General features: G+C 60.8%; 23 protein-coding genes. 11 read left to right on the plus strand and 12 right to left on the minus strand.

Annotation, left to right across the window (positions count from 1 at the left end):
- Position 1: 1 nt before the first annotated feature.
- Both J7E41_RS18215 and J7E41_RS18220 read right to left on the minus strand, forming a co-directional pair.
- On the minus strand, positions 2-1,372 hold the full coding sequence (locus tag J7E41_RS18215) for a sensor histidine kinase (protein ID WP_214994883.1): 1,371 nt from the start codon (positions 1,370-1,372) through the stop codon (positions 2-4).
- On the minus strand, positions 1,359-2,087 hold the full coding sequence (locus J7E41_RS18220; protein WP_214994885.1) for a response regulator transcription factor: 729 nt from the start codon (positions 2,085-2,087) through the stop codon (positions 1,359-1,361). The genes J7E41_RS18215 and J7E41_RS18220 overlap by 14 nt, the downstream gene beginning before the upstream one ends.
- Before the next feature lie 204 nt (positions 2,088-2,291).
- Here J7E41_RS18220 and J7E41_RS18225 point away from each other — a divergent pair, with 204 nt between their 5' ends.
- The 4 genes from J7E41_RS18225 to J7E41_RS18240 all read left to right on the plus strand — a co-directional run bounded on the left by J7E41_RS18225 (position 2,292) and on the right by J7E41_RS18240 (position 7,021).
- Positions 2,292-5,045, plus strand: coding sequence for a response regulator (locus J7E41_RS18225; RefSeq protein WP_214994887.1), 2,754 nt, complete (start codon positions 2,292-2,294; stop codon positions 5,043-5,045).
- A 73-nt stretch (positions 5,046-5,118) separates the two neighbouring features.
- Positions 5,119-6,108, plus strand: coding sequence for a 2-hydroxyacid dehydrogenase (locus J7E41_RS18230; protein WP_214994889.1), 990 nt, complete (start codon positions 5,119-5,121; stop codon positions 6,106-6,108).
- 71 nt (positions 6,109-6,179) lie between these two features.
- The gene (locus J7E41_RS18235; RefSeq protein WP_214994891.1) at positions 6,180-6,620 is read left to right on the plus strand and encodes a hypothetical protein; all 441 of its coding nucleotides are present in this window, start codon (positions 6,180-6,182) and stop codon (positions 6,618-6,620) included.
- Entirely contained in the window at positions 6,617-7,021 is a 405-nt protein-coding gene (locus tag J7E41_RS18240) for an META domain-containing protein (RefSeq protein WP_214994893.1), read from the plus strand. The genes J7E41_RS18235 and J7E41_RS18240 overlap by 4 nt, the downstream gene beginning before the upstream one ends.
- A gap of 228 nt (positions 7,022-7,249) precedes the next feature.
- On the opposite strand, the gene J7E41_RS18245 is transcribed toward J7E41_RS18240, so the two are convergent.
- A complete protein-coding gene (locus J7E41_RS18245; RefSeq protein WP_214994895.1) occupies positions 7,250-7,711 on the minus strand; it encodes a TlpA family protein disulfide reductase in 462 nt (153 codons plus the stop codon).
- A 116-nt stretch (positions 7,712-7,827) separates the two neighbouring features.
- On the opposite strand from J7E41_RS18245, the gene arsC reads away from it, so the two are divergent.
- Genes arsC through J7E41_RS18260 form a run of 3 tightly spaced genes read left to right on the plus strand, consistent with a single transcriptional unit; the run spans position 7,828 to position 9,195 of the window.
- Positions 7,828-8,181: an arsenate reductase (glutaredoxin) gene (gene arsC / locus J7E41_RS18250; RefSeq protein ID WP_214994897.1), complete on the plus strand. Its 354-nt coding sequence runs from the start codon at positions 7,828-7,830 to the stop codon at positions 8,179-8,181.
- Complete coding sequence (gene wrbA / locus J7E41_RS18255) at positions 8,178-8,792, plus strand: NAD(P)H:quinone oxidoreductase (RefSeq protein WP_214994899.1); 615 nt, start codon at positions 8,178-8,180, stop codon at positions 8,790-8,792. The genes arsC and wrbA overlap by 4 nt, the downstream gene beginning before the upstream one ends.
- Complete coding sequence (locus J7E41_RS18260; RefSeq protein WP_214994901.1) at positions 8,776-9,195, plus strand: DUF2069 domain-containing protein; 420 nt, start codon at positions 8,776-8,778, stop codon at positions 9,193-9,195. The genes wrbA and J7E41_RS18260 overlap by 17 nt, the downstream gene beginning before the upstream one ends.
- A gap of 65 nt (positions 9,196-9,260) precedes the next feature.
- On the opposite strand, the gene J7E41_RS18265 is transcribed toward J7E41_RS18260, so the two are convergent.
- Together J7E41_RS18265 and ttcA are read right to left on the minus strand one after the other, a co-directional pair.
- Positions 9,261-9,932, minus strand: a complete 672-nt coding sequence (locus tag J7E41_RS18265) for a DNA-3-methyladenine glycosylase I (protein ID WP_214994903.1) — start codon at positions 9,930-9,932, stop codon at positions 9,261-9,263.
- A gap of 67 nt (positions 9,933-9,999) precedes the next feature.
- On the minus strand, positions 10,000-10,824 hold the full coding sequence (gene ttcA / locus J7E41_RS18270) for a tRNA 2-thiocytidine(32) synthetase TtcA (RefSeq protein ID WP_214994905.1): 825 nt from the start codon (positions 10,822-10,824) through the stop codon (positions 10,000-10,002).
- A gap of 405 nt (positions 10,825-11,229) precedes the next feature.
- Here ttcA and J7E41_RS18275 point away from each other — a divergent pair, with 405 nt between their 5' ends.
- Positions 11,230-11,832, plus strand: a complete 603-nt coding sequence (locus tag J7E41_RS18275; RefSeq protein ID WP_155583184.1) for a Yip1 family protein — start codon at positions 11,230-11,232, stop codon at positions 11,830-11,832.
- Positions 11,833-11,961: 129 nt separating this feature from the next.
- Positions 11,962-12,456 carry a SprT family zinc-dependent metalloprotease gene (locus tag J7E41_RS18280; RefSeq protein ID WP_155583185.1) on the plus strand — a complete coding sequence of 165 codons (495 nt, stop codon included), beginning with the start codon at positions 11,962-11,964 and terminating at the stop codon, positions 12,454-12,456.
- A 135-nt stretch (positions 12,457-12,591) separates the two neighbouring features.
- On the opposite strand, the gene J7E41_RS18285 is transcribed toward J7E41_RS18280, so the two are convergent.
- Both J7E41_RS18285 and J7E41_RS18290 read right to left on the minus strand, forming a co-directional pair.
- A complete protein-coding gene (locus tag J7E41_RS18285; RefSeq protein WP_214994907.1) occupies positions 12,592-13,773 on the minus strand; it encodes a CaiB/BaiF CoA transferase family protein in 1,182 nt (393 codons plus the stop codon).
- A gap of 137 nt (positions 13,774-13,910) precedes the next feature.
- Positions 13,911-15,242 (minus strand): dicarboxylate/amino acid:cation symporter, encoded by a 1,332-nt coding sequence (locus J7E41_RS18290; RefSeq protein WP_214994909.1) that lies wholly within the window; start codon positions 15,240-15,242, stop codon positions 13,911-13,913.
- Between the two features lie 331 nt (positions 15,243-15,573).
- On the opposite strand from J7E41_RS18290, the gene J7E41_RS18295 reads away from it, so the two are divergent.
- Positions 15,574-16,572, plus strand: coding sequence for an AraC family transcriptional regulator (locus J7E41_RS18295; RefSeq protein WP_214994910.1), 999 nt, complete (start codon positions 15,574-15,576; stop codon positions 16,570-16,572).
- A 129-nt stretch (positions 16,573-16,701) separates the two neighbouring features.
- Here the strand turns inward: J7E41_RS18295 and J7E41_RS18300 are convergent, their stop codons facing one another.
- Genes J7E41_RS18300 through J7E41_RS18310 form a run of 3 tightly spaced genes read right to left on the minus strand, consistent with a single transcriptional unit; the run spans position 16,702 to position 19,058 of the window.
- A complete protein-coding gene (locus J7E41_RS18300; RefSeq protein WP_214994912.1) occupies positions 16,702-18,048 on the minus strand; it encodes an ATP-binding protein in 1,347 nt (448 codons plus the stop codon).
- Entirely contained in the window at positions 18,045-18,722 is a 678-nt protein-coding gene (locus J7E41_RS18305) for a response regulator transcription factor (RefSeq protein ID WP_169355850.1), read from the minus strand. The genes J7E41_RS18300 and J7E41_RS18305 overlap by 4 nt, the downstream gene beginning before the upstream one ends.
- Positions 18,723-18,740: 18 nt before the next feature.
- A complete protein-coding gene (locus J7E41_RS18310; RefSeq protein ID WP_214994914.1) occupies positions 18,741-19,058 on the minus strand; it encodes a hypothetical protein in 318 nt (105 codons plus the stop codon).
- Positions 19,059-19,238: 180 nt separating this feature from the next.
- Here J7E41_RS18310 and J7E41_RS18315 point away from each other — a divergent pair, with 180 nt between their 5' ends.
- Complete coding sequence (locus J7E41_RS18315) at positions 19,239-19,955, plus strand: 4'-phosphopantetheinyl transferase family protein (protein WP_214994916.1); 717 nt, start codon at positions 19,239-19,241, stop codon at positions 19,953-19,955.
- 144 nt (positions 19,956-20,099) lie between these two features.
- Here J7E41_RS18315 and J7E41_RS18320 read toward each other — a convergent pair whose 3' ends face one another.
- Both J7E41_RS18320 and J7E41_RS18325 read right to left on the minus strand, forming a co-directional pair.
- Positions 20,100-21,710, minus strand: coding sequence for an ATP-binding protein (locus J7E41_RS18320; protein ID WP_214994918.1), 1,611 nt, complete (start codon positions 21,708-21,710; stop codon positions 20,100-20,102).
- Positions 21,707-22,432 (minus strand): winged helix-turn-helix domain-containing protein, encoded by a 726-nt coding sequence (locus J7E41_RS18325; protein ID WP_214994920.1) that lies wholly within the window; start codon positions 22,430-22,432, stop codon positions 21,707-21,709. The genes J7E41_RS18320 and J7E41_RS18325 overlap by 4 nt, the downstream gene beginning before the upstream one ends.
- Between the last annotated feature and the right edge of the window lie 199 nt (positions 22,433-22,631).

A 22,631-nucleotide genomic window follows, 5' to 3' on the forward strand; every position in this document is an offset into this window, starting at 1 on the left:
GCTATCGGGCCGACAAACGCATATGCACCCGCAAGCCCTGCCCGGTGTTTTCTGCCCACAAGCGACCACCCTGGCGCTGTACGGCGTTGCGGGCAATGCTCAAGCCCAGGCCGAAGCCGCCATCTCCGGGGCGAGAGCCATCCAACCGGGTAAACGGTTCGAAGATCCGCTCCAGTTCTTCCTCATCGACGCCCCCACCCTGATCTTGCAGCCACAAGTGCCACTCGCTCCCTTCGCAACGCCCATCCAGACGCACAATCCCCGCCTCCGGCGAGTGCCGAATAGCATTACGCAGGATATTTTCCAGAGCCTGGGCCAGGGAATTCAGGTGGCCGCGCACCCAGCAATCGGCTTCCAACCCGCACTGCAAGCGTGAAACAGGCCAGCCGCTTTCAAAGCAGGCGTTTTCCCTGAGCATGTCCCACAAGGCCTGGACCTGGATGTCTTCCTGAGGCGGCGGCGCACGCTCAGTGTCCAGCCAGGCCAGTTGCAGGGTGTCCTCCACCAGGCGCTGCATACCGTCGATTTCCCGCCCCAAACGTTCACGCAACTGCGGCAGATCCTGCTCGCTGTCACAAGCCACCCGCAGGCGACTCAACGGCGTGCGCAGTTCATGGGACAGGTCGCGCAACAACTGTTGCTGAAGGGCCACCGTACTTTGCAGCCGCTCGGACATGTGATCGAAGGCACGACCCAGTTCACCCAGCTCATCCTGACGGCTGGTGGCGTCATGGGACAGACGGGTGGCCAGTTGATCAGCACGCCAGGCATTGGCCTGCTCGCGCAGGTGGTTGAGGGGCATGATCAGCAGTCGATAGAGCCCCACACACAGCAATAAAGTGAACAACCCGGGGATCACCCCATTGGTGACCACGCGCCAGAACAACTGATAGCGCCCAGGCATAAACCGTTGCGGCAATTCGATGACCAACACACCAGCGCCGGGATCAACAGGAAACGGGATTTTCAGCCACGGCAGACCCTTGGCGTGGCGGCTCACGGGCCAGTCCAGGCCCCGCAGAAAGGTCAGGCGTTGGCTTTCCTTGTCGGACAGGGGGGAGCTGCTCAAGGATTGCAGGTCGTTGCCGATCACCCCCAGCCAGGTGGACTCACGCGTGCCCATCGTTTGCAGCCAGGCATCCACGCCGGTACTGCCCCCGGTGTTCCAGGCCCGTTCCGCACCGGCCGCATATCCGCTCAAAGTGGCACGCGCCTCCTCCGACAGAAAGGCGCCCTGCTGCTCCATATAGCGGCCCCATGACCAACTGAGCCAGATCATCAGCAGACAAAAGGCAATCAACAGGCAGGCCAGCTTCCAGAATAACGAGTGCTTGCCCGGCAGTCGCTTGAGTGAACATTCAAGCCCCTTCATCGAGACCACTCAACACGTAGCCCTTGCCCCACACGGTGCGTACTTCACGCTCGGTATAACCGATGGTCTTGAGCTTGCGGCGGATCTGACTGACGTGCATGTCCAGGCTACGATCATGGGGCGCATAGCCACGCTGCAACACATGCTGATAAAGGAATGCCTTGCTGAGCACCTCTTCACCATTGCGGTGCAAGGTCTCCAGCAGGCGGTATTCACTGCGGGTCAAACCGGCCCATTGTTCCTGGTGAAAGACGTCGCACAGTTCATCGTCAAAACGCAGGCTGCTGGCATCGTTACGTACTGCGGCGAGGGCCGGTAGAGGTCGCCGGTCCAAAGCCACCCGCCGCAGAATCGCCTCAATGCGCACCCGCAGCTCGATCATGCTGAACGGCTTGGGCAGATAATCATCCGCCCCCAGGCGAAAGCCGCTGATGCGGTCGGCTTCCGCTCCCAGGGCCGACATCAGGATCACCGGGATCGAATGGCTCTGGCGCAAATGGGTGAGGACCGACAGACCGTCCATGCCCGGCAGCAGAATATCCATCAACACCACGTCGAAGGCTTGCTCGCGGGCCAATTTCAGACCTGCCTGGCCGTTCTGGCACCAGGTCACCTGGAAACCACAACGCCCCAGTTGCTCATGGACATAAGCGCCCAGTACGGGATCATCTTCAATGGTCAGGATGCTGGGAAGGCCAATTGCTACAGGATTCATTAGCGTCTGCAAGTCATTCTCAATGACTGATTATTCAAGATTGCCTGGCCCTAGGCAACCGCCACCGGGCGTTCAATGGCCCGATGTTTGCCTCACGTCATTAATTTGCAAGATTCCACACCGCGCAAATGGCTACACTGCGCAGGTGGCGCGGGCTGGATGCCTGCGCAGAATTCGACAACAGCGTGGTAGCAGGAGAGTGGCGTGCTTAGAAGAATGGGGATAAAAGGCCGCGTACTGTTGCTGACCTTATTGCCTACCAGCCTGATGGCGTTGCTGCTGGGTGGCTATTTCACCTGGATGCAGCTGTCGGAGCTGCAGACGCAGTTGCTCAATCGCGGCGAGATGATTGCCGAACAACTGGCACCTCTGGTGGCCCCCGCCCTGGGCACCAAGAACACTGACCTGCTGGAACGCATTGCCACCCAATCCCTGGAACAAGCAGACGTACGCGCCGTGTCCTTCCTTGGGCCGGACCGCACGCCCCTGGCCCACGCCGGCCCGACCATGCTCAATCAGCCGCCCATTGGCAACAGCTCTCACCTGTTGCAGCGCACCGGCAATGATGCAACCCGCTATCTGCTGCCGGTCTTTGGCCGCCATCGCAACCTGGCCGGCGAACTGATTCCCGATGAGGCCGACCGCCTGCTGGGCTGGGTCGAGCTGGAGCTTTCCCACAACGGCATGTTGCTGCGCGGCTATCGCAGCCTGTTTGCCAGCCTGCTGTTGATCGCCATCGGCCTGATCTGCACCGCCGCATTGGCCCTGCGCATCAGCCGCACGATCAACTCACCCATAGGCCAGATCAAACAAGCCGTCGCCCAACTCAAGGACGGCAACCTGGAAACCCGCCTGCCACCGCTGGGCAGCCAGGAACTGGATCAACTGGCCTCAGGCATCAACCGCATGGCCGAGACCCTGCAAAACGCCCAGGAAGAATTGCAACACAGCATCGACCAGGCCACCGAAGACGTGCGGCAAAACCTGGAAACCATCGAGATCCAGAACATCGAGCTGGACCTGGCCCGCAAGGAGGCCCTGGAGGCCAGCCGTATCAAATCGGAATTCCTGGCCAACATGAGCCATGAAATCCGCACGCCGCTGAACGGCATCCTGGGGTTCACCCACCTGTTGCAGAAAAGCGAGCTGTCGCCCCGTCAGTTGGATTACCTGGGGACCATCGAAAAATCCGCCGACAACCTGTTGGGGATCATTAACGAAATTCTCGATTTCTCGAAAATCGAAGCCGGCAAACTGGTGCTCGACAGCATCCCGTTCAACCTGCGTGACCTGTTGCAAGACACCTTGACCATCCTCGCCCCGGCCGCCCATGCCAAGCAATTGGAACTGGTCAGCCTGGTCTACCGCGACACGCCGTTGGCCCTGGTGGGCGACCCATTGCGGCTCAAGCAGATTCTGACCAACCTGGTCAGCAACGCGATCAAGTTCACCCGCGAAGGCACCATCGTCGCCCGCACCATGCTCGAAGACGAGCAGGAAGACAGCGTGCAACTGCGCATCAGTGTCCAGGACACCGGCATCGGCCTGTCCAATCAGGATGTGCGGGCGTTGTTCCAGGCGTTCAGCCAAGCCGATAATTCGCTGTCCCGACAACCCGGCGGCACCGGTCTGGGCCTGGTGATTTCCAAGCGTCTGATCGAACAGATGGGCGGCGAAATCGGCGTCGAAAGTACACCAGGAGAAGGTTCGGAATTCTGGATCAGCCTCAACCTGCCAAAAACCCGTGACGATGCCGAAGACCTGCCCTCCCCGCCGCTGCTGGGTCGACGCGTGGCCGTGCTGGAAAACCACGAACTGGCGCGCCAGGCCCTGCAACATCAATTGGAAGACTGCGGCCTGGAAGTGACCCTGTTCAACACCCTGGAGAGTCTGACCAACGGCATCACCAGTGCCCATCAGACCGAACAGGAAATTGGCCTGGCCGTACTGGGCATCACCGCCAATGACATTCCGCCGGAACGCCTTAACCAGCATCTCTGGGACCTCGAACACTTGGGCTGCAAGGTCCTGGTGCTGTGCCCCACCACCGAACAGATGCTGTTCAACGAGTCGGTCCCCAACCCCAACAGCCAGTTGCAGGCCAAGCCGGCCTGTACCCGCAAACTGCGACGGGCCCTGGCCGACCTGATCAGCCCGCGCCCGATGCGCAGCGAACCGGGCGAACCCTTGTCCAGTCGCGCGCCACGGGTGCTGTGCGTCGACGACAACCCGGCCAACCTGCTGCTGGTGCAAACGCTGCTGGAAGACATGGGCGCCAAGGTCCTCGCGGTGGAAAGCGGGTACGCCGCGATCGACGCGGTGAAAAAGGAAACCTTCGACCTGGTGCTGATGGACGTGCAAATGCCTGGCATGGACGGCCGCCAGAGCACCGAAGCGATTCGCCAGTGGGAAAGCGAGCGCCACGGCACACCGTTGCCGGTGGTCGCCCTCACCGCCCACGCCATGGCCAACGAAAAGCGTGCCCTGCTGCAAAGCGGCATGGATGACTACCTGACCAAACCCATCAGTGAACGGCAACTGGCCCAGGTAGTGTTGAAGTGGACGGGGTTAGCCTTGCGCAACCAAGGCCAGGAGCGCGGTACGGAAGCCGTTGTCCATGCGGTTCAACTGCCGGTCCTCGACCACGAGGAAGGTTTGCACCTGGCGGCCGGCAAAGCCGACTTGGCCGCCGACATGCTTGCCATGTTGCTGGCCTCCCTGGAAGCCGACCGCGAAGCCATTCGTATCGCCCGGGAAGCCAGCGACCACAACGCCTTGATCGAACGAGTGCACCGCCTGCACGGTGCCACCCGTTACTGCGGCGTCCCGCAATTGCGCGCAGCCTGCCAACGGGCCGAAACCCTGCTCAAGCAGGATGACGCCAGGGCCATGGCGGCCCTGGATGAACTGGACCTGGCGATTACACGACTGGCCAGTGAGGCGCGGGTCAGCGCCTGACCGATACACACAGTAGTGGCCTGCTTGTCTACGGGGAATCCGTTAGCTGGCCTCAGTCCAAAGGAACGACTTGATGCGCATCATCCTCTTCAGCAGCCAGGCCTACGACCGTGACAGTTTCCTGGGCGAAGCGTTACCTGCGGGCATGGAGCTGCAATTCCAGCCCGCCCGCCTGAACCTCGACACCGTGACCCTGGCGGAACATCACGAGGTGGTTTGTGCCTTTATCAACGACGACCTCAGCGCGCCCGTGCTGGAACACCTGGCCCATGGCGGCACGCGGCTGATTGCCCTGCGTTCGGCCGGCTACAACCATGTCGACCTGGCGGCCGCCAAGCGCCTGGGCCTGACCATTGTCCGCGTGCCAGCCTACTCGCCGCATGCGGTGGCCGAACATGCCGTCGCGCTGATCCTGGCCCTCAACCGCCGCCTGCACCGCGCCTACAACCGCACCCGCGACGGCGACTTCAGCCTCCACGGCCTGACCGGCTTCGACCTGGTGGGCAAGACCGTCGGGGTGGTCGGCACCGGGCAGATCGGCGCCACCTTCGCCAAAATCATGGCCGGGTTTGGCTGTACCTTGCTGGCGTACGATCCCTACCCCAATCCCCAGGTCGAAGCGCTGGGCGCCCGCTATGTAACCCTGCCAGAGCTGCTGGCCCAGGCGCAGATCATCAGCCTGCATTGCCCACTGACCACCGACAGCAAACACTTGATCAACGCCCGGTCCCTGGCCCGCATGCAGCCCGGTGCCATGCTGATCAATACCGGGCGCGGCGGCCTGGTGGACACACCGGCGCTGATCGAGGCGCTCAAGGAGGGACAACTGGGCTATCTGGGGCTGGATGTCTATGAAGAAGAGGCGCAGCTGTTTTTCGAGGATCGCTCGGACTTGCCGCTGCAAGACGACGTGCTGGCGCGCCTGCTGACCTTCCCCAACGTGATCATCACGGCGCACCAGGCGTTCCTGACCCGCGAGGCCCTGGCGGCGATTGCCGGCACTACTTTGGCGAACATCGCGGCATGGGCCGACGGGCTGCCGCAGAACGTGGTCGACGGCTGATCAATGGTCACATACCGGAACGATGATGGGCTGCGGCCCGTGATAGGATGCCGCGCCTATTTGGAGGATCCATGACCGAACACGATTTCCGCTTCAGCTTGCTGAGCCCGCAACACACCCTGATCGAATGCCGCGCCTTGGTGCCGGGCCGTTATCAAGTCACCGGCAACGGTGGCTCGATTAAAAACGGCGATGTGCTGATCGTTACCCTGCGCGGCAGCAAGACCCTGTCAATGCGCCTGACCGTTGAAGGCGATGCTCGCTATTCCCTCAAGCCGGCTGGCCAATGGGTCGCCATGGCTCAAGGACCGAAGTTCGGCGAGCTGGAAATTCACACCTGGAACGTCAACTGCGACAGCTGTGAGGCGAAACTTGAGTTTGAGTTCTCGGTAGAGACCAAGCTGACCAAGGAGCCCCTGCAACCGGCCGCCACTGCGCGAATCGCCGAGTTGGGCTGGGCCACGGTCGGTGACAAGCATCGCTGCCCGAAATGCCAGAAGGCGGCTCAATGAAGCCGTTGTTCCTGCTCGCTGCGCTGGGAGCAGGCCTGGCAGGTTGCGCCGGTGAACCGGTCAAGCTCCAGCAGGATCACAGCTACGTACTGGAGTGGATCGGCGAACGGCCACTGATGGACTACGCCCACTTGACCGTCACCCTCGGCTCCGACGGCCGGGCCTATGGCAATGGCGGCTGCAACCACTGGTTTGCGCCATACACCCTCAACGGCGACAAGCTGAGCTTCGGCAAGATCGGCAGCACCCGCAAATTCTGCGCCGAGGCGCTGATGGAGCAGGAGCACCGTTTCTTCGAGGCCTTGCAGACCGTGGAGCGCTGGGACATCTCGCCTATCGAGCAAACCCGTTTCTGGCCGGCCGAAGGCAAGCCGTTGCGGCTGTGGCTGGAAGAGGGCTGATTCGCGCTTTATAAAGCACTGCGGATCAAAATGTGGGAGCGCCGGTGCGACGATTCGACTGGCTCGCGAATACGGTTGTAGCCGCTGCCGAAGAATGAGGCTGCGATGGGTTTGGTGCGGCATTCCGACGTAGCGGCCCCAAGGGCGGTCCTGCGGACACGCATCGCAGCCTCGTGCCTCGGCAGCGGCTACAACCGTGTTCGCTCGTCGCACCGCCGCTCCCACACTTTAACCGCGCAGCGCCTTGAGCTTGGCCAACACCCCTTCTGCCGTCTGCTCACCCATCAACTGTTCACGCACCTTGCCCTTGTCATCGATGATGTAAGTCACCGGCAAGGCTTCGCTGCGGGGAATATCGAATATCCCGTCGGGGTTCTGCGCCAGCACGGTGAACTTGATGCCCAGCTTGTCACTGGCGCTCTTGAGCTCCTCGCCCTGTGCATTGTCGAAGTTGACGCCAAACACACCCACCGACTGGCCCTTGAGTTGCTCGGCCAACGCGTTGAGCTCCGGAATCTCGGTACGGCACGGACCACACCATTCTGCCCAGTAATTGACCACCAGCCATTGCTTGTCCAGGCGTTCGGCAGCCACTTTCTGACCGTATTGATCAACGCCATAGTCATTGCCGCAACCGCTGAGCAGTAGCGTCGTGGTGATAAACAATGCGCCTAACAGTCGCCTCGTCATGGGGTATTCCTTCAAGCAAAAATGAACATGAACTGCGGCCTATCGCCTCTGAAGGTTCAGGACTTCACGCAGCGCAGGTAGAATACCCGCCACCTTACGCAAGATGCGACCCGCACATGACCGATCTGACGCTTTATCACAACCCGCGCTGCTCGAAATCTCGCGGTGCGCTCGAACTCCTGGAAGCCCGAGGCCTGACGCCCACCGTGGTGCGCTACCTGGAAACCCCGCTCGACGCCGCACACTTGCAGGCCTTGCTGGGAAAATTGCAGATCAGCGCCCGGCAACTGCTGCGCACCGGCGAAGAGGAGTACAAAACCCTCAACCTGGCCGATGCCAGCCTGAGCGAAGCGCAACTGATCGCCGCCATCGCCGCTCATCCGAAACTGATGGAACGCCCGATCCTGGAAACCGCCGCCAAGGCCGTGATTGGCCGTCCTCCAGAAAAAGTCCTGGAGATTCTGCCGTGAGTGCGCCGTATGTGCTGGTGCTGTATTACAGCCGCAACGGCTCGGTCAGCGAAATGGCCCGGCAGATTGGTCGGGGCATCGAGCAAGCCGGGCTCGAAGCGCGACTGCGCACCGTGCCGGCAATCTCCACCGAATGCGAAGCGGTGGCCCCCAGCATTCCGGCTGAAGGCGCGCTGTACGCCAGCCTTGATGACCTGAAAAACTGCTCGGGCCTGGCCCTGGGCAGCCCGACCCGCTTTGGCAACATGGCAGCTCCGTTGAAGTACTTTCTCGACGGCACCATCAACCTGTGGCTGACCGGCGCCCTCGTCGGCAAACCGGCCGGGGTCTTCACCTCCACCGCCAGCCTGCACGGCGGCCAGGAAACCACCTTGATGTCGATGCTGCTGCCGCTGCTGCACCACGGCATGCTGATCACCGGCCTGCCCTACAGCGAACAGGCGCTGCTCGACACCCAGGGTGGCGGCACGCCTTACGGGGCCAGCCACCATGCCGGTGCCGATGGCAAACGGGCATTGGACCAACATGAAATCACCCTGTGCCGTGCCCTGGGCCTACGCCTGGCGAAGACCGCCATGAAACTGGAGAGCGGCCGTGGCCAAGAAGCCTAAAGTCCTGCCGCCCCAGGCTTGGCTGGAGCCGCGGGTCAAGGTGGCACGGGTCCTGAGCCTGGTGAGTTTTCTCGGGCTGGTGGGTTTGCTGTGCGCCTATTACCTGATGTTCGCCGACCTGCATGGCGCACGGCCCTGGGTGATCTTGCTGATCGAGCTGGTGCCGCTGCTGTTGCTGGCGCCAGGCATGGTGATCGGCAGCGCGCGTGGGCATTCGTGGATGTGTTTTATGGTGAATCTGTACTTCATCAAGGGCGCACTGGCAGCGTACGACCCGAACCGACAGTGGTTTGGCGTACTGGAAATGCTGGCCAGTTTGGCCGTGTTCTGCACGGCGATGATTTATGTGCGCTGGCGGTTCCAGCTGGATCGGCGGTTGGCGGGGGAAGGTCAGGTAGCCTGATAGGCAGCTATTGTGGCGAGCGATCCGGCAAGCCCCCTCGCCACAAAAGCCCCCTCGCCACAAGGTCAGTGATTAACGGTGTAGGCCAGCATCATCGACAACTGACACATCGGCCGCCCGCTCTCGGTGTGCCACTGGTTGAATGCGCCCTGCACCGTCGCCAGATCACGCAAGCTGGTGGGTACCTTGTCGACAATCTTCTGCGCATTCAGCGCCGCCACCACGTCATAGCTGGGGACGAAGGTGTCCTTGCCGACCATGCGCAAAAAGCGTGGCGCCGACAACCCGCCCAACTGATGACCGTGCTTGCTCAAATACTTCCACAGGCCGACGATATCGGTCACCGGCCAGTCCGCAATCAATGCGCCAAAGCTGCCCTTTTCCTTCTCGATATCCAGAATCATCTGCGCGTTGCGCGGCACGCTCTTGAGCTTGCCCAAGTGGCGAATGATCCGCGTGTCCTGCATCAGTCGCTCCAGGTGTTCGGCGCCCATCAGCACGACTTTTTCTGGATCGAAGCCAAAGAATACTTGCTCGAACGCCGGCCACTTGGCGTCCACCACACTGTGCTTGAGCCCGGCACGAAACACCCGCAGCGACAAGGTCGACAGATAGCGATCATCACTGATCTTGCGCAATTGCGCCGCGGTCTTGGGCACAGGCAGGTGCGCTTCCAGCTCGGCCGCCGAACCGAAATGGTTCAGACAATATTCGTGCAGCCACTTGTAATCGCGCATGCCCTCTCCTATGGAATGAAATGAAAACGGCGCTCAGGAGCGCCGTCTGTCAGAGCGATTGAACGGCTCAGAGGTTCACTACGTTGACGAAACGTGAAGCTGCCGTTTCGTCGATGCGCAGGCTGCTGAAGTCGAACAGATTGCGGTCGGCCAACTGCGACGGGATCACGTTCTGCAAACTGCGGAAGATACTCTCGGTACGGCCCGGGGTCTTGCGCTCCCACTCCAGCAACATCTCCTTGACCACCTGGCGTTGCAGGTTTTCCTGGGAGCCGCAGAGGTTGCACGGAATGATCGGGAATTGCTTGAAATCCGAGTACGCCTGGATGTCCTTTTCGTTGCAATACGCCAGCGGACGGATCACCACGTTGCGCCCGTCGTCGGCCCGCAACTTGGGCGGCATTGCCTTGAGGGAGCCGTTGAAGAACATATTGAGGAAGAAGGTTTCGACGATATCATCGCGGTGATGACCCAAAGCCATCTTGGTCGCGCCAATCTCGTCGGCAAAGGTGTAGAGCGTGCCACGGCGCAGGCGCGAGCACAGCGAGCAGGTGGTCTTGCCCTCCGGGATCAGCTCCTTGACCACCGAATAGGTGTCTTTTTCGACGATGTGGTACTCGACCCCCAGTGCTTTAAGGTAGGCCGGCAACACATCCTCGGGAAACCCGGGCTGCTTCTGGTCCATGTTCACGGCCACGATGTCGAACTTGATGGGCGCGACCTTTTGCAGGTGCATCAGCACATCGAGCATCGTGTAGCTGTCTTTGCCGCCGGACAGGCAGACCATGACCTTGTCACCTTCCTCGATCATGTTGAAATCGGCGACCGCTTCGCCGGCCAGGCGACGCAGGCGTTTTTGCAGTTTGTTCTGGTTGACCGTAAGAGTGCCCATGGCGCTTGGATCCGCGAAAGGTATGTGACGAAAAGCCGGGTATTTTACGCAAAAAAATCGGGATGAGCGACGCAGATCCTGTGTGGGAGTGGGTTTGTGTGGGAGCGGGCTTGCTCGCGAATACGCTGGGTCAGTCAATACATGTGCTGACTGATACACCGCCTTCGCGAGCAAGCCCGCTCCCACACAAGCCCGCTCGCACACTTGATTGCGCTACTCCTGACAGACCCAACCGCGATTAACCCCAGTGTTTACAGCGCAATTTGCTCTAAAGCCCCACAGTTTTTCCGGTCATCCGTTCCTATACTGCGACATAAGGTCGCACATATATCCAGACCTTTCAGGCCAATTGGCCCGTGGGCGCTCCACTGGGGGGCGATGGTAATAACGACAGGAGTGACTGGCATGATCCATCACGTTGTGGGGCTTTTCACCCACCCCGATCAGGAATGGCGGCAGATTCGTGGCGACAAGGAAGAAAGCATCAGCCACATGTACCTCACTCACACGCTGATTCTCGCGGCGATCCCCGCCGTGTCAGCCTTTATCGGTACCACACAGGTCGGTTGGGTCATCGGCAGCCGCGCCCCGGTCATGCTGACCGTGGAAAGCGCCTTGTGGATGACGGTCATGTCGTACCTGGCGATGCTCGGTGGCGTGGCGGTCATGGGCGCCTTCGTTCACTGGATGGCCCGCACCTACGATGCCAACCCAAGCATGGCGCGCTGCGTAGCCTTTGCCACCTATACCGCAACACCGTTGTTTCTCGGCGGGTTGGCGGCGCTGTACCCGCATATGTGGCTGGGCATGGTCGTCGGCACCGCCGCCATCTGTTACACGGTGTACCTGCTGTACGTGGGGCTACCGACCTTCATGAACATCAACCCGGACGAAGGCTTCCTGTTTTCCAGCTCGGTATTGGCCGTGGGCCTGGTGGTGCTGGTCGCGATCATGGCGTTTACCGTGATCGTCTGGGGCCTGGGCGTCGGGCCGATCTATACCAATTAGGCCGCTTCACCTCGCAGGAAAAGCCACCACAAGGTGGCTTTGTGCGTTATGCATGACCATTCGGCGCCTGACAGATTCGGATCCACCCTAGTTTGCGGCATACTGGACATCTCTGGAGATATGTACAGCATGCCCGAGCAACTCAATACCCGCGTCGAAGATTGTTTCCAACAAGCCGAATCCTTTTTCAAACGAAGTTTCAAACGCCCTCAAGTCAGCCTCAAGCTACGAGGCCAGAAAGCCGGTGTCGCGCATTTGCACGAGAACCTGCTGCGCTTCAACCCGCAGTTGTACCGTGAAAACAGCCAGCACTTCCTCAAACAGACCGTCGCCCACGAAGTGGCGCACCTGATTGCCCACCAATTGTTCGGCGAGCGCATCCAGCCCCACGGCGAGGAATGGCAACTGATCATGCGTGGGGTGTACGAACTACCGCCCGACCGCTGCCATACCTATGAAATCCAGCGGCGGCGGATGACCCGCTATATCTACCGTTGCCCGTGCGCCGACAGCGATTTCCCGTTTTCGGCCCAACGCCATGGGTTGGTGAGCCAGGGGCGGCGGTATTTGTGCAGGCGGTGCCGAGAGACACTGGTGTTTACCGGGGAAACCCGGGTGGAGTAGCGCTTGTGGTGGCTGTAAGGGCCCCTTCGCGAGCAAGTCGAATCGTCGCACCGCCGCTCCCACATTGGAATGCGATCAAATGTGGGAGCGGCGGTGCGACGATTCGACTTGCTCGCGAAGGGGCCGGCCCAAGCGCTACTTAATCACCTTGGCACGCCGCAAATCATCTATCCGCTGTGCACTGAACCCCAACTCCGCCAACACCTGGTCGCTGTGGGCCCCCAACGCTACGCCAATATGCCTGGGCGTCGGCAAGCCTTCCGAGAACTTCAGCGGGCACGCCATTTGCGCCTGGGTCGAGCCGTCGCCTCGAGGCACCTGGCTGACCAGTTCCCGGGTTTTCAATTGGGGATGTTCAAGGGCTTCGCTCAGGCTCAGCACCGGTTCGACACACGCATCCGTTGCGGCGAACAACGCGCACAACTCAGCAAAACTGCGCTTCTCGAACTCGATCTGCAGCGCCTGTTTGAGGGCTTTTTGCTGCTCTGGCTTGGGCGACAATCCCTGGGCGGCCAGTTCCGGACGCCCCAAGGCCGCACACAACTGCTGCATGAAGGCCGGCTCCAGGCTCCCCACCGACAGCCAACGACCATCCCGCGAGCGGTAGTAGTCATAGAAACTGCCGCCATTGAGCACCTGGTTTTCCCAGTCCGGCTCTACGCCACAGGCCAGGTAACCAGCACCGGCCATGGCGTTAAAACTGAAGGCGCAGTCGGTCATGCTCACGTCCAGATACTGGCCGACACCACTCTGCTGCCGAGCGATCACGGCCGCCAACAGGCCGATTACCGCATGCAGCGAGCCGCCGCCAACGTCTGCCAACTGCACCCCCAAAGGCACCGGCCCACTGTCCTGGCGCCCGGTGTAGCTGGCCACACCGGCCAGTGCCAGGTAGTTGATGTCATGGCCGGCGCGGTCCTTGTAAGGACCGGTCTGGCCGTAACCGGTGATCGACACGTAGATCAACTTAGGATTGATCGCCTTCAAGGCCTCGTACCCCAGGCCCAACCGCTCCATCACACCGGGGCGAAACTGCTCAAGGACAATGTCGTGATCTTTCACCAGTTGCCGGACAATCTCCACGGCTTCGGCCTGCTTGAGATCCAGGGCCAGACTGCGCTTGTTGCGATTCAGGTAAGCGTGGCTCGCCGAGACGCCGTGGTCATGGGGCGGCAGCACCCGCAGCAGGTCCATGCGGGTGGGCGATTCGATACGCAATACCTCGGCACCCATGTCCGCCAGCAGCAACGAGGCGAACGGCCCCGGCAGCAGGGTCGAGAAATCCAGCACTTTGAGGGACGCCAACGGGCCTGACATGGGAGCTCCGATTCCAATTCGATTGGACACAGAGTAGGCAGTGTTGGCGGTGAGCGGCAATTGCATAAACGTTCAATAGAATTGACGAGGCATAAAAAAACCCATCCGAAGATGGGTTTTTTCATACGCTGTGCAGCTTACTTGATGACAGGAGCCGGGCCTTCGGCCACGCCCAGGTCATCTTCTTCACGGGTGTCGGAGATACCACGACCACCGGAAGCCAGCTCGACTTGCAGCTTGTCTTCGTCCAACTCCTTGACCCACTTGGCCACCACCAGGGTTGCAACAGCGTTGCCCACCAGGTTGGTCAGGGCACGGGCTTCGGACATGAAGCGGTCGATACCCAGGATCAGCGCCAGGCCAGCAACCGGCAGGTGACCAACGGCCGACAGGGTGGCCGCCAGTACGATGAAACCACTACCGGTCACGCCAGCAGCACCCTTGGAGGACAGCAGCAGCACCAACAACAGGGTGATCTGGTGGGTAATGTCCATGTGGGTGTCAGTCGCCTGAGCGATGAACACGGCCGCCATGGTCAGGTAGATCGAAGTACCGTCGAGGTTGAAGGAGTAGCCAGTTGGAATCACCAGACCTACTACCGACTTCTTCGCGCCCAGGCGCTCCATCTTGATCAGCATGCGGGGCAATGCGGATTCGGACGAGGAAGTACCCAGTACGATCAGCAGTTCTTCACGGATGTAGCGGATCAGTTTCAGTACGCTGAAACCGTGGGCGCGGCAGATACCACCGAGGACCACCAGGACGAACAGGATGCAGGTGATGTAGAAGCAGATCATCAACTGACCGAGCTGCACCAGCGAACCCACACCGTAGGCACCGATGGTGAACGCCATGGCACCCAGGGCACCGATCGGCGCGAGCTTCATGATCATGTTGATGATGTTGAACATCACGTGGGCGAAGCGATCGATGAAGTCCAGCACCGGCTTGCCGTAAGCACCCAGGCGATGCAGGGCGAAACCGAAGATCACCGAGAACATCAGCACTTGCAGGATGTCGCCGTTGGCGAATGCACCGACGATGGTGTTAGGGATGACGTTGAGCAGGAAACCCACGATGCTCTGGTCGGCACCGGCCGTCACATAGGCCGCGACTTTCGAAGCATCCAGGGTAGCCACGTCGATGTGCATGCCGGCGCCCGGTTGCACAACGTTAACCACGACCAGACCGATCAACAGGGCGATGGTGGAGACGATTTCGAAGTACAGCAGCGCGTAGCCACCGGTTTTGCCAACCGACTTCATGCTCTGCATGCCAGCGATACCGCTGACTACGGTGCAGAAGATGATCGGGGCGATGACCATTTTGATCAGTTTGATGAACCCGTCACCCAGAGGCTTGAGGGCCACGCCGGTCTGCGGGTAGAAATGACCGAGCAAGATACCGATAACGATGGCAACGATCACCTGAAAATACAGGGATTTGTACAGTGGCTGACGAGTCGTCATTGCAAAGTTCCTCAATCGTCCCGTGTGGCAAATATCCGCCATTGCCCACGACACTTGAATTGCGAACCCTCCTGCACTGGAGGGATTTGTTGTGCGAGCTGCGCAGGGCAGTTCTCCCACATGTATCGCAAACGCCGTGCCACTTTACTGAAAAACCCTGAAGGCCTTTAGACATCAGGGATTGAGGTTGCCTGAACATCGTCATAAGGGTGGACCTGGTGGCGGATTTCCGCCTAGCCGGCCAGTCTCGTCCTACAATTTGGCGGATATCCGCCTTGTGGTGCCCAAAAGTGATGGCTAACATCCGCCACTCAATGGACGAGGCCCCTTCATGCGTGAACGTACCATCGCCAGTCATTACGCCCGGGCTGCCCTCGGTGGCGCACGCAGGGCCGGCTACGATTACTCGGGCGTGCTGCAACAGGTAGGCATCACGCCCGAGTTGCTCTGCGAGCCTCGTGCCCGCATCGCACCCGAGCAGTTCACCCGATTGCTGCAAATGCTCTGGCTGGGGCTGGATGACGAGTACCTGGGGTTTGCCGAAGGCCCGAGCAAGCGCGGCACCTTCGCCATGATGTGCCACGCACTGATCCATTGCCGCACCCTGGAGAAAGCGCTGGAACGCGGCTTATTATTTTATAGCCTGTTCCCGCAAGGTCCGCGCTGGCACCTGACGCGTGAAGGCGATATGGCTCGCCTGAGCCTGGACGGCTCCCAGTTGTGGGACCCGGATCATTTCTTGAGTGAATGCCTGCTGGTGATCTGGCATCGCCTCGGCAGCTGGCTGATCGGCCAGCGCATTCGCTTGGAACAGGCGACGTTCAGCTACTCGATGCCCGCCCACAGTGGCGAGTACGATTTGCTGTTCCCCTGCCCCCAGGTGTTCGGCGCCCCCGCCAGCAGCCTGGTATTTCATAGCCGTTACTTGAGCCTGCCGCTGTTGCAGGACGAACGCACCCTCAAGCTTTTCCTTGAGCGCTCCCCCGCGGACCTGCTGTCGCGCCCTGATGAGGGCGATAGCTTGAGCAGCCAGTTGCGGCGCTTACTGAGCCGCGACCGTACGCCTTGGCCTGACCTGGAGGCCGTGGCTCAACACCTGCATATCAGCCCACAAACCTTGCGCCGGCATTTGCGGGAGGAAGGCACCAGCTTTCAGGTGCTCAAGGATGAGTTGCGTCGGGATATCGCGATTTACCACCTGGGGCGGGCGGATCTGTCGCTGCAGGAAATTGCCGAGCAGTTGGGGTTTTCCGAGCCGTCGGCGTTTCATCGGGCGTTCAAGAAATGGACCGGGCTGACGCCGGGGGCGTACCGGGCGCAGGAAAGTTAGAGGTATGTTGCCTGGACTGACGCTTTCGCGAGCAAGCCCGCTCCCACATTTGATCGGTGATCGGCATGACAACTCGGTCAAATGTGGGAGCGGGCTTGCTCGCGAAGAGGCCAGCACAGCCAACAAAGATCAAACAGCCGGAAAGTGAATCTTGAACGCCGCGCCACCCAGCGGCGAATCCCCAAGGGTCAGCTGTGCGCCATAGCTTTCTATGATGTCCTTGACCACCGCCAAACCAATCCCCTGCCCCGGATGCTGGCGATCCAGCCGTTCACCCCTTTCCAGGATCCGCGCACGCTGGTCCGGCGGCACGCCGGGGCCGTCGTCTTCGATGCACAGTTCGATGCCTTCCAGGCTTTCTTGCAAGGTGACGCGTACTTCGCTGAGGCACAGGCGATAGGCGTTTTCCAGCAGGTTGCCGAGCAACTCCAGCAAGGCACCCTTCTCGATGGGCACATCACACTCGTCCGACAGCACAAAGGCCACGTGAACGGCCTTGTCACGGTAGACCTTGTCCAGTGTGTCGCACAGGCTTTGCAGCACCGGCTGCAAGCGCACCTGGTGACGCACCAGGCCGCTTTTGCGCAGGCTGGCGCGTTGCAGTTGATAGCTGATCTGTTGGCTCATGCGCTCGATCTGCGACTGCAGGACCCAGGCCTGGTCGCGGTCTTCGGGGCGCTGGGCCATGTCTTCACTCACGCCCTGCAACACCGCCAGCGGGGTTTTCAGGCTGTGAGCCAGGTCATCCAGGGAATCGCGATAGCGGGTGCGCTGTTCGCGTTCGCTATGCAGCAGGCGGTTGAGGGAACCGGTCAGGCGCAACAGCTCTCGAGGGTGTTCTTCACTGAGGCTTTCGCGGGTGCCGCCTTCGATCTGGTCCAACTCCTGGCTTAGCCGCCGCAATGCTTGCAAGCCCCAGGTCAAACCGATCCAGAGTAATGTCAGCAACACCAGCAACGCCGCGCCAAAACCCAGGTAGAGGTTCTCCCGCAGGCCTTCGAGGGTCAGTTGGTATTCGCGCACCGGTTGCAGGGCGACGATACTGAAGGCTGCGCTTTTGCCCCCCAGCAGCTTGACCTCGACGTCATAGACGAAGAACTCCTGGCCGTTGGCCTCGCGAATCCGCGCAAACTCATTACCGCGCCCGTCATAGCGCGGTTTGTAGTTGATGTTTTCTTCCTGGGTCGCCCGCGAGCGCCAGACCAGATGGCCCTCACGGTCATAGATGTAGCCCAGCAGGCGGCTGTCGGTGAGGTTGAAGCGCTCATCCGGCAATTGCGCTGGCATCAACAGCCGATTGTTTTCGACACGAGCCGCAGAAATCAGGGTCGTTACGTCCGACGCCAAACGCTGCTCAATGGAGTCCTGCAAGGCCAGGCTGAAGGCGCCTTGCATGGCCGGCAGCAACGCCAGCATGAACAACACGGCCAGGATAGTGGCCGCCAACATCAGGCGCACACGTAACGAGCGAATCAACGGCAGCGCTCGTTAAACAGGTAACCCAGGCCACGTACGGTGTCGATCGGCTTGAAACCCGATGGCCCTTCCAGTTTGCGACGCAGACGGCCGACCAGCACTTCGATCACATTCGGATCACGCTCGTCATCATCAGGATAGAGCTGTTCCATCAGGCGGTCCTTGGCCACCACCTGTTGATGGTGACGCATCAGATACTCAAGGATCCGGTATTCATAGGCGGTCAGCGCCAGCGGCTGTTCCTCGAGGGATGCCTGCTTGCGATTGAGGTCCAGCAGCAAGGGGCCGGCAACGATGGTCGACTGGGTGAAACCGCTGGAGCGACGCAGCAACGCGTTCATCCGCGCTTCCAGCTCTTCGAACTGGAACGGCTTGACCACGTAGTCGTCGGCACCCGCCGCCAAACCTTCGACCTTATCCTGCCAGTTGCCGCGCGCCGTCAGGATCAGAATCGGGAATGTCTTGGCCTGGGCCCGCAACTGGCGGATCAGGTCCAGCCCGCTCATGCCCGGCAGGCCCAGGTCGATGACTGCCAGGTCATGGTTGAATTGCCCGGTCTGGTACAACGCCTCCTCGGCATTGGCCACGGCTTCAACCACGTGACCGCTGTCGGTGAGTCGGGTCAGCAAGTGATGACGCAACAGCGCCTCATCTTCCACAACCAGCAGTTTCATAAAGCTCTCCAAGGCAAGTCAACTTTCCGGCAGGGGTACATCATAGCGGCCCTGCAGGTCTTGCTGGCGTAGTTTAGTGCCGTTAAAACGGCCGGATAGGTTCTCGTATCCTGCGTAATAGGGCGACGACGGAGTAGCCCGGCCCAGCGGCTGGCCCCAGGTAGAGCCCTGGCCGCCGGCATCATTGAAGCTGACGTGATCAAGACCTGCACTCACACTGCTGGATTTCTTGATCCTGTTATTGTCCTGGATCATCAGGTTACCGTCAGAGGCCTGGACTGCGGCACTGGCACTGAGCATGGTAACCGCTAACATCAGCTTCTTGAACGTCGTCATAGTGTTACCTCGTACGCTTCGGGCTTTGAGTACGGGCCCAGACTACGCAGGTGCCCCTGAACTCCCCCTGAACGCTCTCTGAACCTGGGCTGAACCGAACGGGCTACTTCGTAACAAGTTATTTAAGCTACGAACGCCCCAGGCTATCCAGTTGCCCTTCAACTCGGCAAAATACCCAGCATGAATCCCCTACCTGCCTGCTGCTCCCCACTCGATGCCCATTGGCCGCTACCCGATCCTTTGCCAGGCACGGTGCTCCTGAGCACCCGCTTTGATCCGGCCTTGCTGGTCGCCAGCGATTTCCAACGCAGCGCTGTGCCGCCACCGGCCAGCATCCAGCGCTCGGTGGCCAAGCGTCAGGCCGAGTTCCTCGCCGGACGGCTCTGTGCCCGCGCGGCACTGCAACAGCTTGAAGGGTTGGACTGCGTCCCGGCCATTGGCGAGGACCGTGCGCCGGTGTGGCCTGGACATATCAGCGGCTCGATCACCCACAGCACCGGGCACGCGGCGGCCATCGTTGCGCATAAGGTGCAGTGGCGCGGGCTGGGGATGGATCTGGAAAATGTACTGACGCTTGAACGGGCTGAGCGGCTTGCCGCAGAGATCCTGACGCCGGATGAGTTGCAGCGCATGGCAAGTGGTCCGCGAGCGCAGATCGCGCAGTGCGTGACCCTGACTTTTTCGGCCAAGGAAAGCCTGTTCAAGGCGCTCTACCCCATCGTGCAGAAGCGCTTCTACTTTGAACATGCCGAGGTGGTGGAGTGGTCCGAGACAGGACATGCGCGATTGCGGCTGCTGGCTGATCTGTCGGATGAGTGGTGCCATGGCAAGGAGCTGCAAGCCCAGTTTTCAGTGCATGAGGGGCAGTTGCTGAGCCTGGTGGCCATCAGCGCCTGATCAATCCTCATAGCCGCTGCCCATCTCCGGCGAGGCTGCATGAGGAGCGCTACTCTTTTTGAGCCAGACGCCAGACCGAGTCGCGGGCTACGCAGCCTCGCCGGAGCTCGACAGCTGCAACGAGAAGATAGTGGGAGAGTGGTGTCAAGTTTTCTCCTGATCCCTCGGCCAGCTCAAACTGAAACACGCCCCACCCAGGTTGTTGCTCTTGCTGATCAACGCCCGCCCGCCATGCCAATAGATGATTCGCCGTACAATCGACAACCCCAGCCCATGCCCGCCCGAAGCGCGGGTACGGCTGTCGTCCAGGCGCAGGAACGGGGTGAAGATGCGTTCCCAGGCATTTTCCGGCACGCCGGGGCCGTCGTCCTCCACATCGATCCGACAACGCACCTGCCCGACCTGATAGCTGATCAACACGTGTCCTTTCGCATGGCGCATCGCATTGCTCACCAGATTTTGCAGCGCTCGGTGCAAATAGCGTGGTTCAGCGTCGACCCAGGCGTCGTCCCAATGAGCCGATGACAGGCAAATACCTCGTGCCACGTTGATTTCCGGGCGCAGGGGCGCCAGCTCGTCAATCACCTGATCGAGCAAGGCACTGAGGTCAACCCGTTGGTAATTCAACGCCGGCGAACCTTGCTCCAGGCGCGCATACGTCAGCATCTCGTCCACCAGGCCGTCGAGGTCCTGGATATCGCTGTCCATGCCTTCCATATACTTGCGCCGGGCCTCAGGGGTGGCGGCATCACCGATCATCTCCAGGCCAAAACGCAGCCGAGCCACGGGGGTGCGCAGTTCGTGGGACACTGCTCGTACCAATTCGCGCTGGATCGCCAGCAAACGTTGCAGGTGTTCAGCCATGCCATTGAAGGCCGCCGCCAGGCGCCCCACCGAATCGGCACCGCGGGTGGGCACCCGGGCTTCCAGGTTGCCTTTGGCAATGCGCGTAGCGGCCGATTCCAGCCCACTCAAGCGCCGCTCCAATTGCCGCACCAGCAGGTAGACGATCAAGCCGATCAAGGACAGGCCAATCAGCGCGATCAGGATCAGCCATTGCGCCGGATAAGGATTCATCTGGTACAACGGCCCGATTTCCAGGACCCACGGTGTGCCGACCATGCCGGCAAACACCCGGATCGAATCACCGCCCTTGCCCAAGGCCATCACGGTGTCGCCCTCCGCCACGCGGCGGCGCTGGTCGTCGTCCATGTCGGCCTGGTCGAGGTTCACCAGATGCATGTCGAAGCCAAAGCCTTTGGCCTCTTTCAGATCCGCCAGCCGTTGCGGCTGCTCGGCGACCGGAAAGCGCACCAGTTCATCGGCGAGCAGGTAAATAGTCGCCCGGGCCAATTGCTCGCTGATCTGCTGCACTTCCCCCGTGAGCAATAACTGCTCGGTTTCACTGACCAGCCGCAACACCTTGGCGGCATGAGGACCGGTCTGCTCCACCAGGACCTGGCCGCGTTGCAGGCGATTGCGCTGGGTGAGGTCAAGATGAGCATCGGCCACTGCCTGCAATTCCAGGGGAATGCCCAGCAAGCGCTCCCACACCGCCAGAGCGCGGCGTCGTTCGATGGCACTCATCGATTGCAGATTGTCGCCCATCAGCGCAAAGGTGCCGTGGGCCAGGCGTTCGCGGTATTGGCCGCCGCGCACTTCGTTGAGCAAGTGCAAGGCCAGCACGCCGAGCAGGGCCACCAGGATCAGCGCCGCGCACATGCCGCCATAGATGCGCAGGAAGATCGAGTTCACAGCGGCATATCGGCGGCAGCTTCGGGGACGAACAGGTAGCCTTTGCTGCGAATGGTCTTGATCAGGCGCGGGTGGATCGGGTCATCGCCGATTTTCGGGCGGATCCGCGAGATGCGCACATCGATGGAGCGGTCCTGGCCGTCATAGCCGATACCGCGCAGCGCGGTGAAGATCTCTTCCCGAGACAAGATGCGCCCGGCATTGGCCACCAGCAGCCACAACAGGTCGAACTCGGCGCTGGTCAGTTCAATGCCACTGTCGTGCAGCCAGGCTTCGCGCAGGGCGTTGTCCACTACCAGCGGGCCGAATTGCACGCGCCGCAGTTTCTCGGGGGCCACGGGCTCAACACTTTCGCTGCGCCGCAACAGGGCCTGGATCCGGGCCAGCAGCAAGCGCGGGCGCACAGGTTTGCAGACGTAATCGTCAGCGCCCATGTCCAGGCCCAGCACTTGGTCCATGTCATCGGTGCGCGCGGTCAACATCAGGATCACCCCGTCGTAGCGCTCACGCACTTTGCGGCAGATGCTCAGGCCGTCTTCCCCCGGCAGCATCAGGTCAAGGATCACCAGGTCTGGTTGTTCGGCGATGATCCGCGCCGCCGCCAGGGCGCCGTTGCCTTCGACCGAAACCCGCAGGCCGTTGCCCTCCAGGTAATCACGGGTCAACTCAGCCAGACGCAGATCATCCTCGACAATCAATACCTGCCAGGCTTCATGCTCCATGCGCTACCTCTTTTTATATTTGTAGGAGCGAGCTTGCTCGCGAAGGACGTCAACGATAACGCTGGCATCCTGATTCAACGCGGTGCCCTCACGTTTTTCGCGAGCAAGCTCGCTCCTACATTTGTCATGTGAAGCGTGCATAAACACAGCGTGTACCGGACCCGATTGTAGCAACGGTCCAACCCTCAAACACAAGCCG

The sequence above is a fragment of the Pseudomonas fluorescens genome, from assembly GCF_018614655.1.
Classification (GTDB): domain Bacteria; phylum Pseudomonadota; class Gammaproteobacteria; order Pseudomonadales; family Pseudomonadaceae; genus Aquipseudomonas; species Aquipseudomonas fluorescens_BX.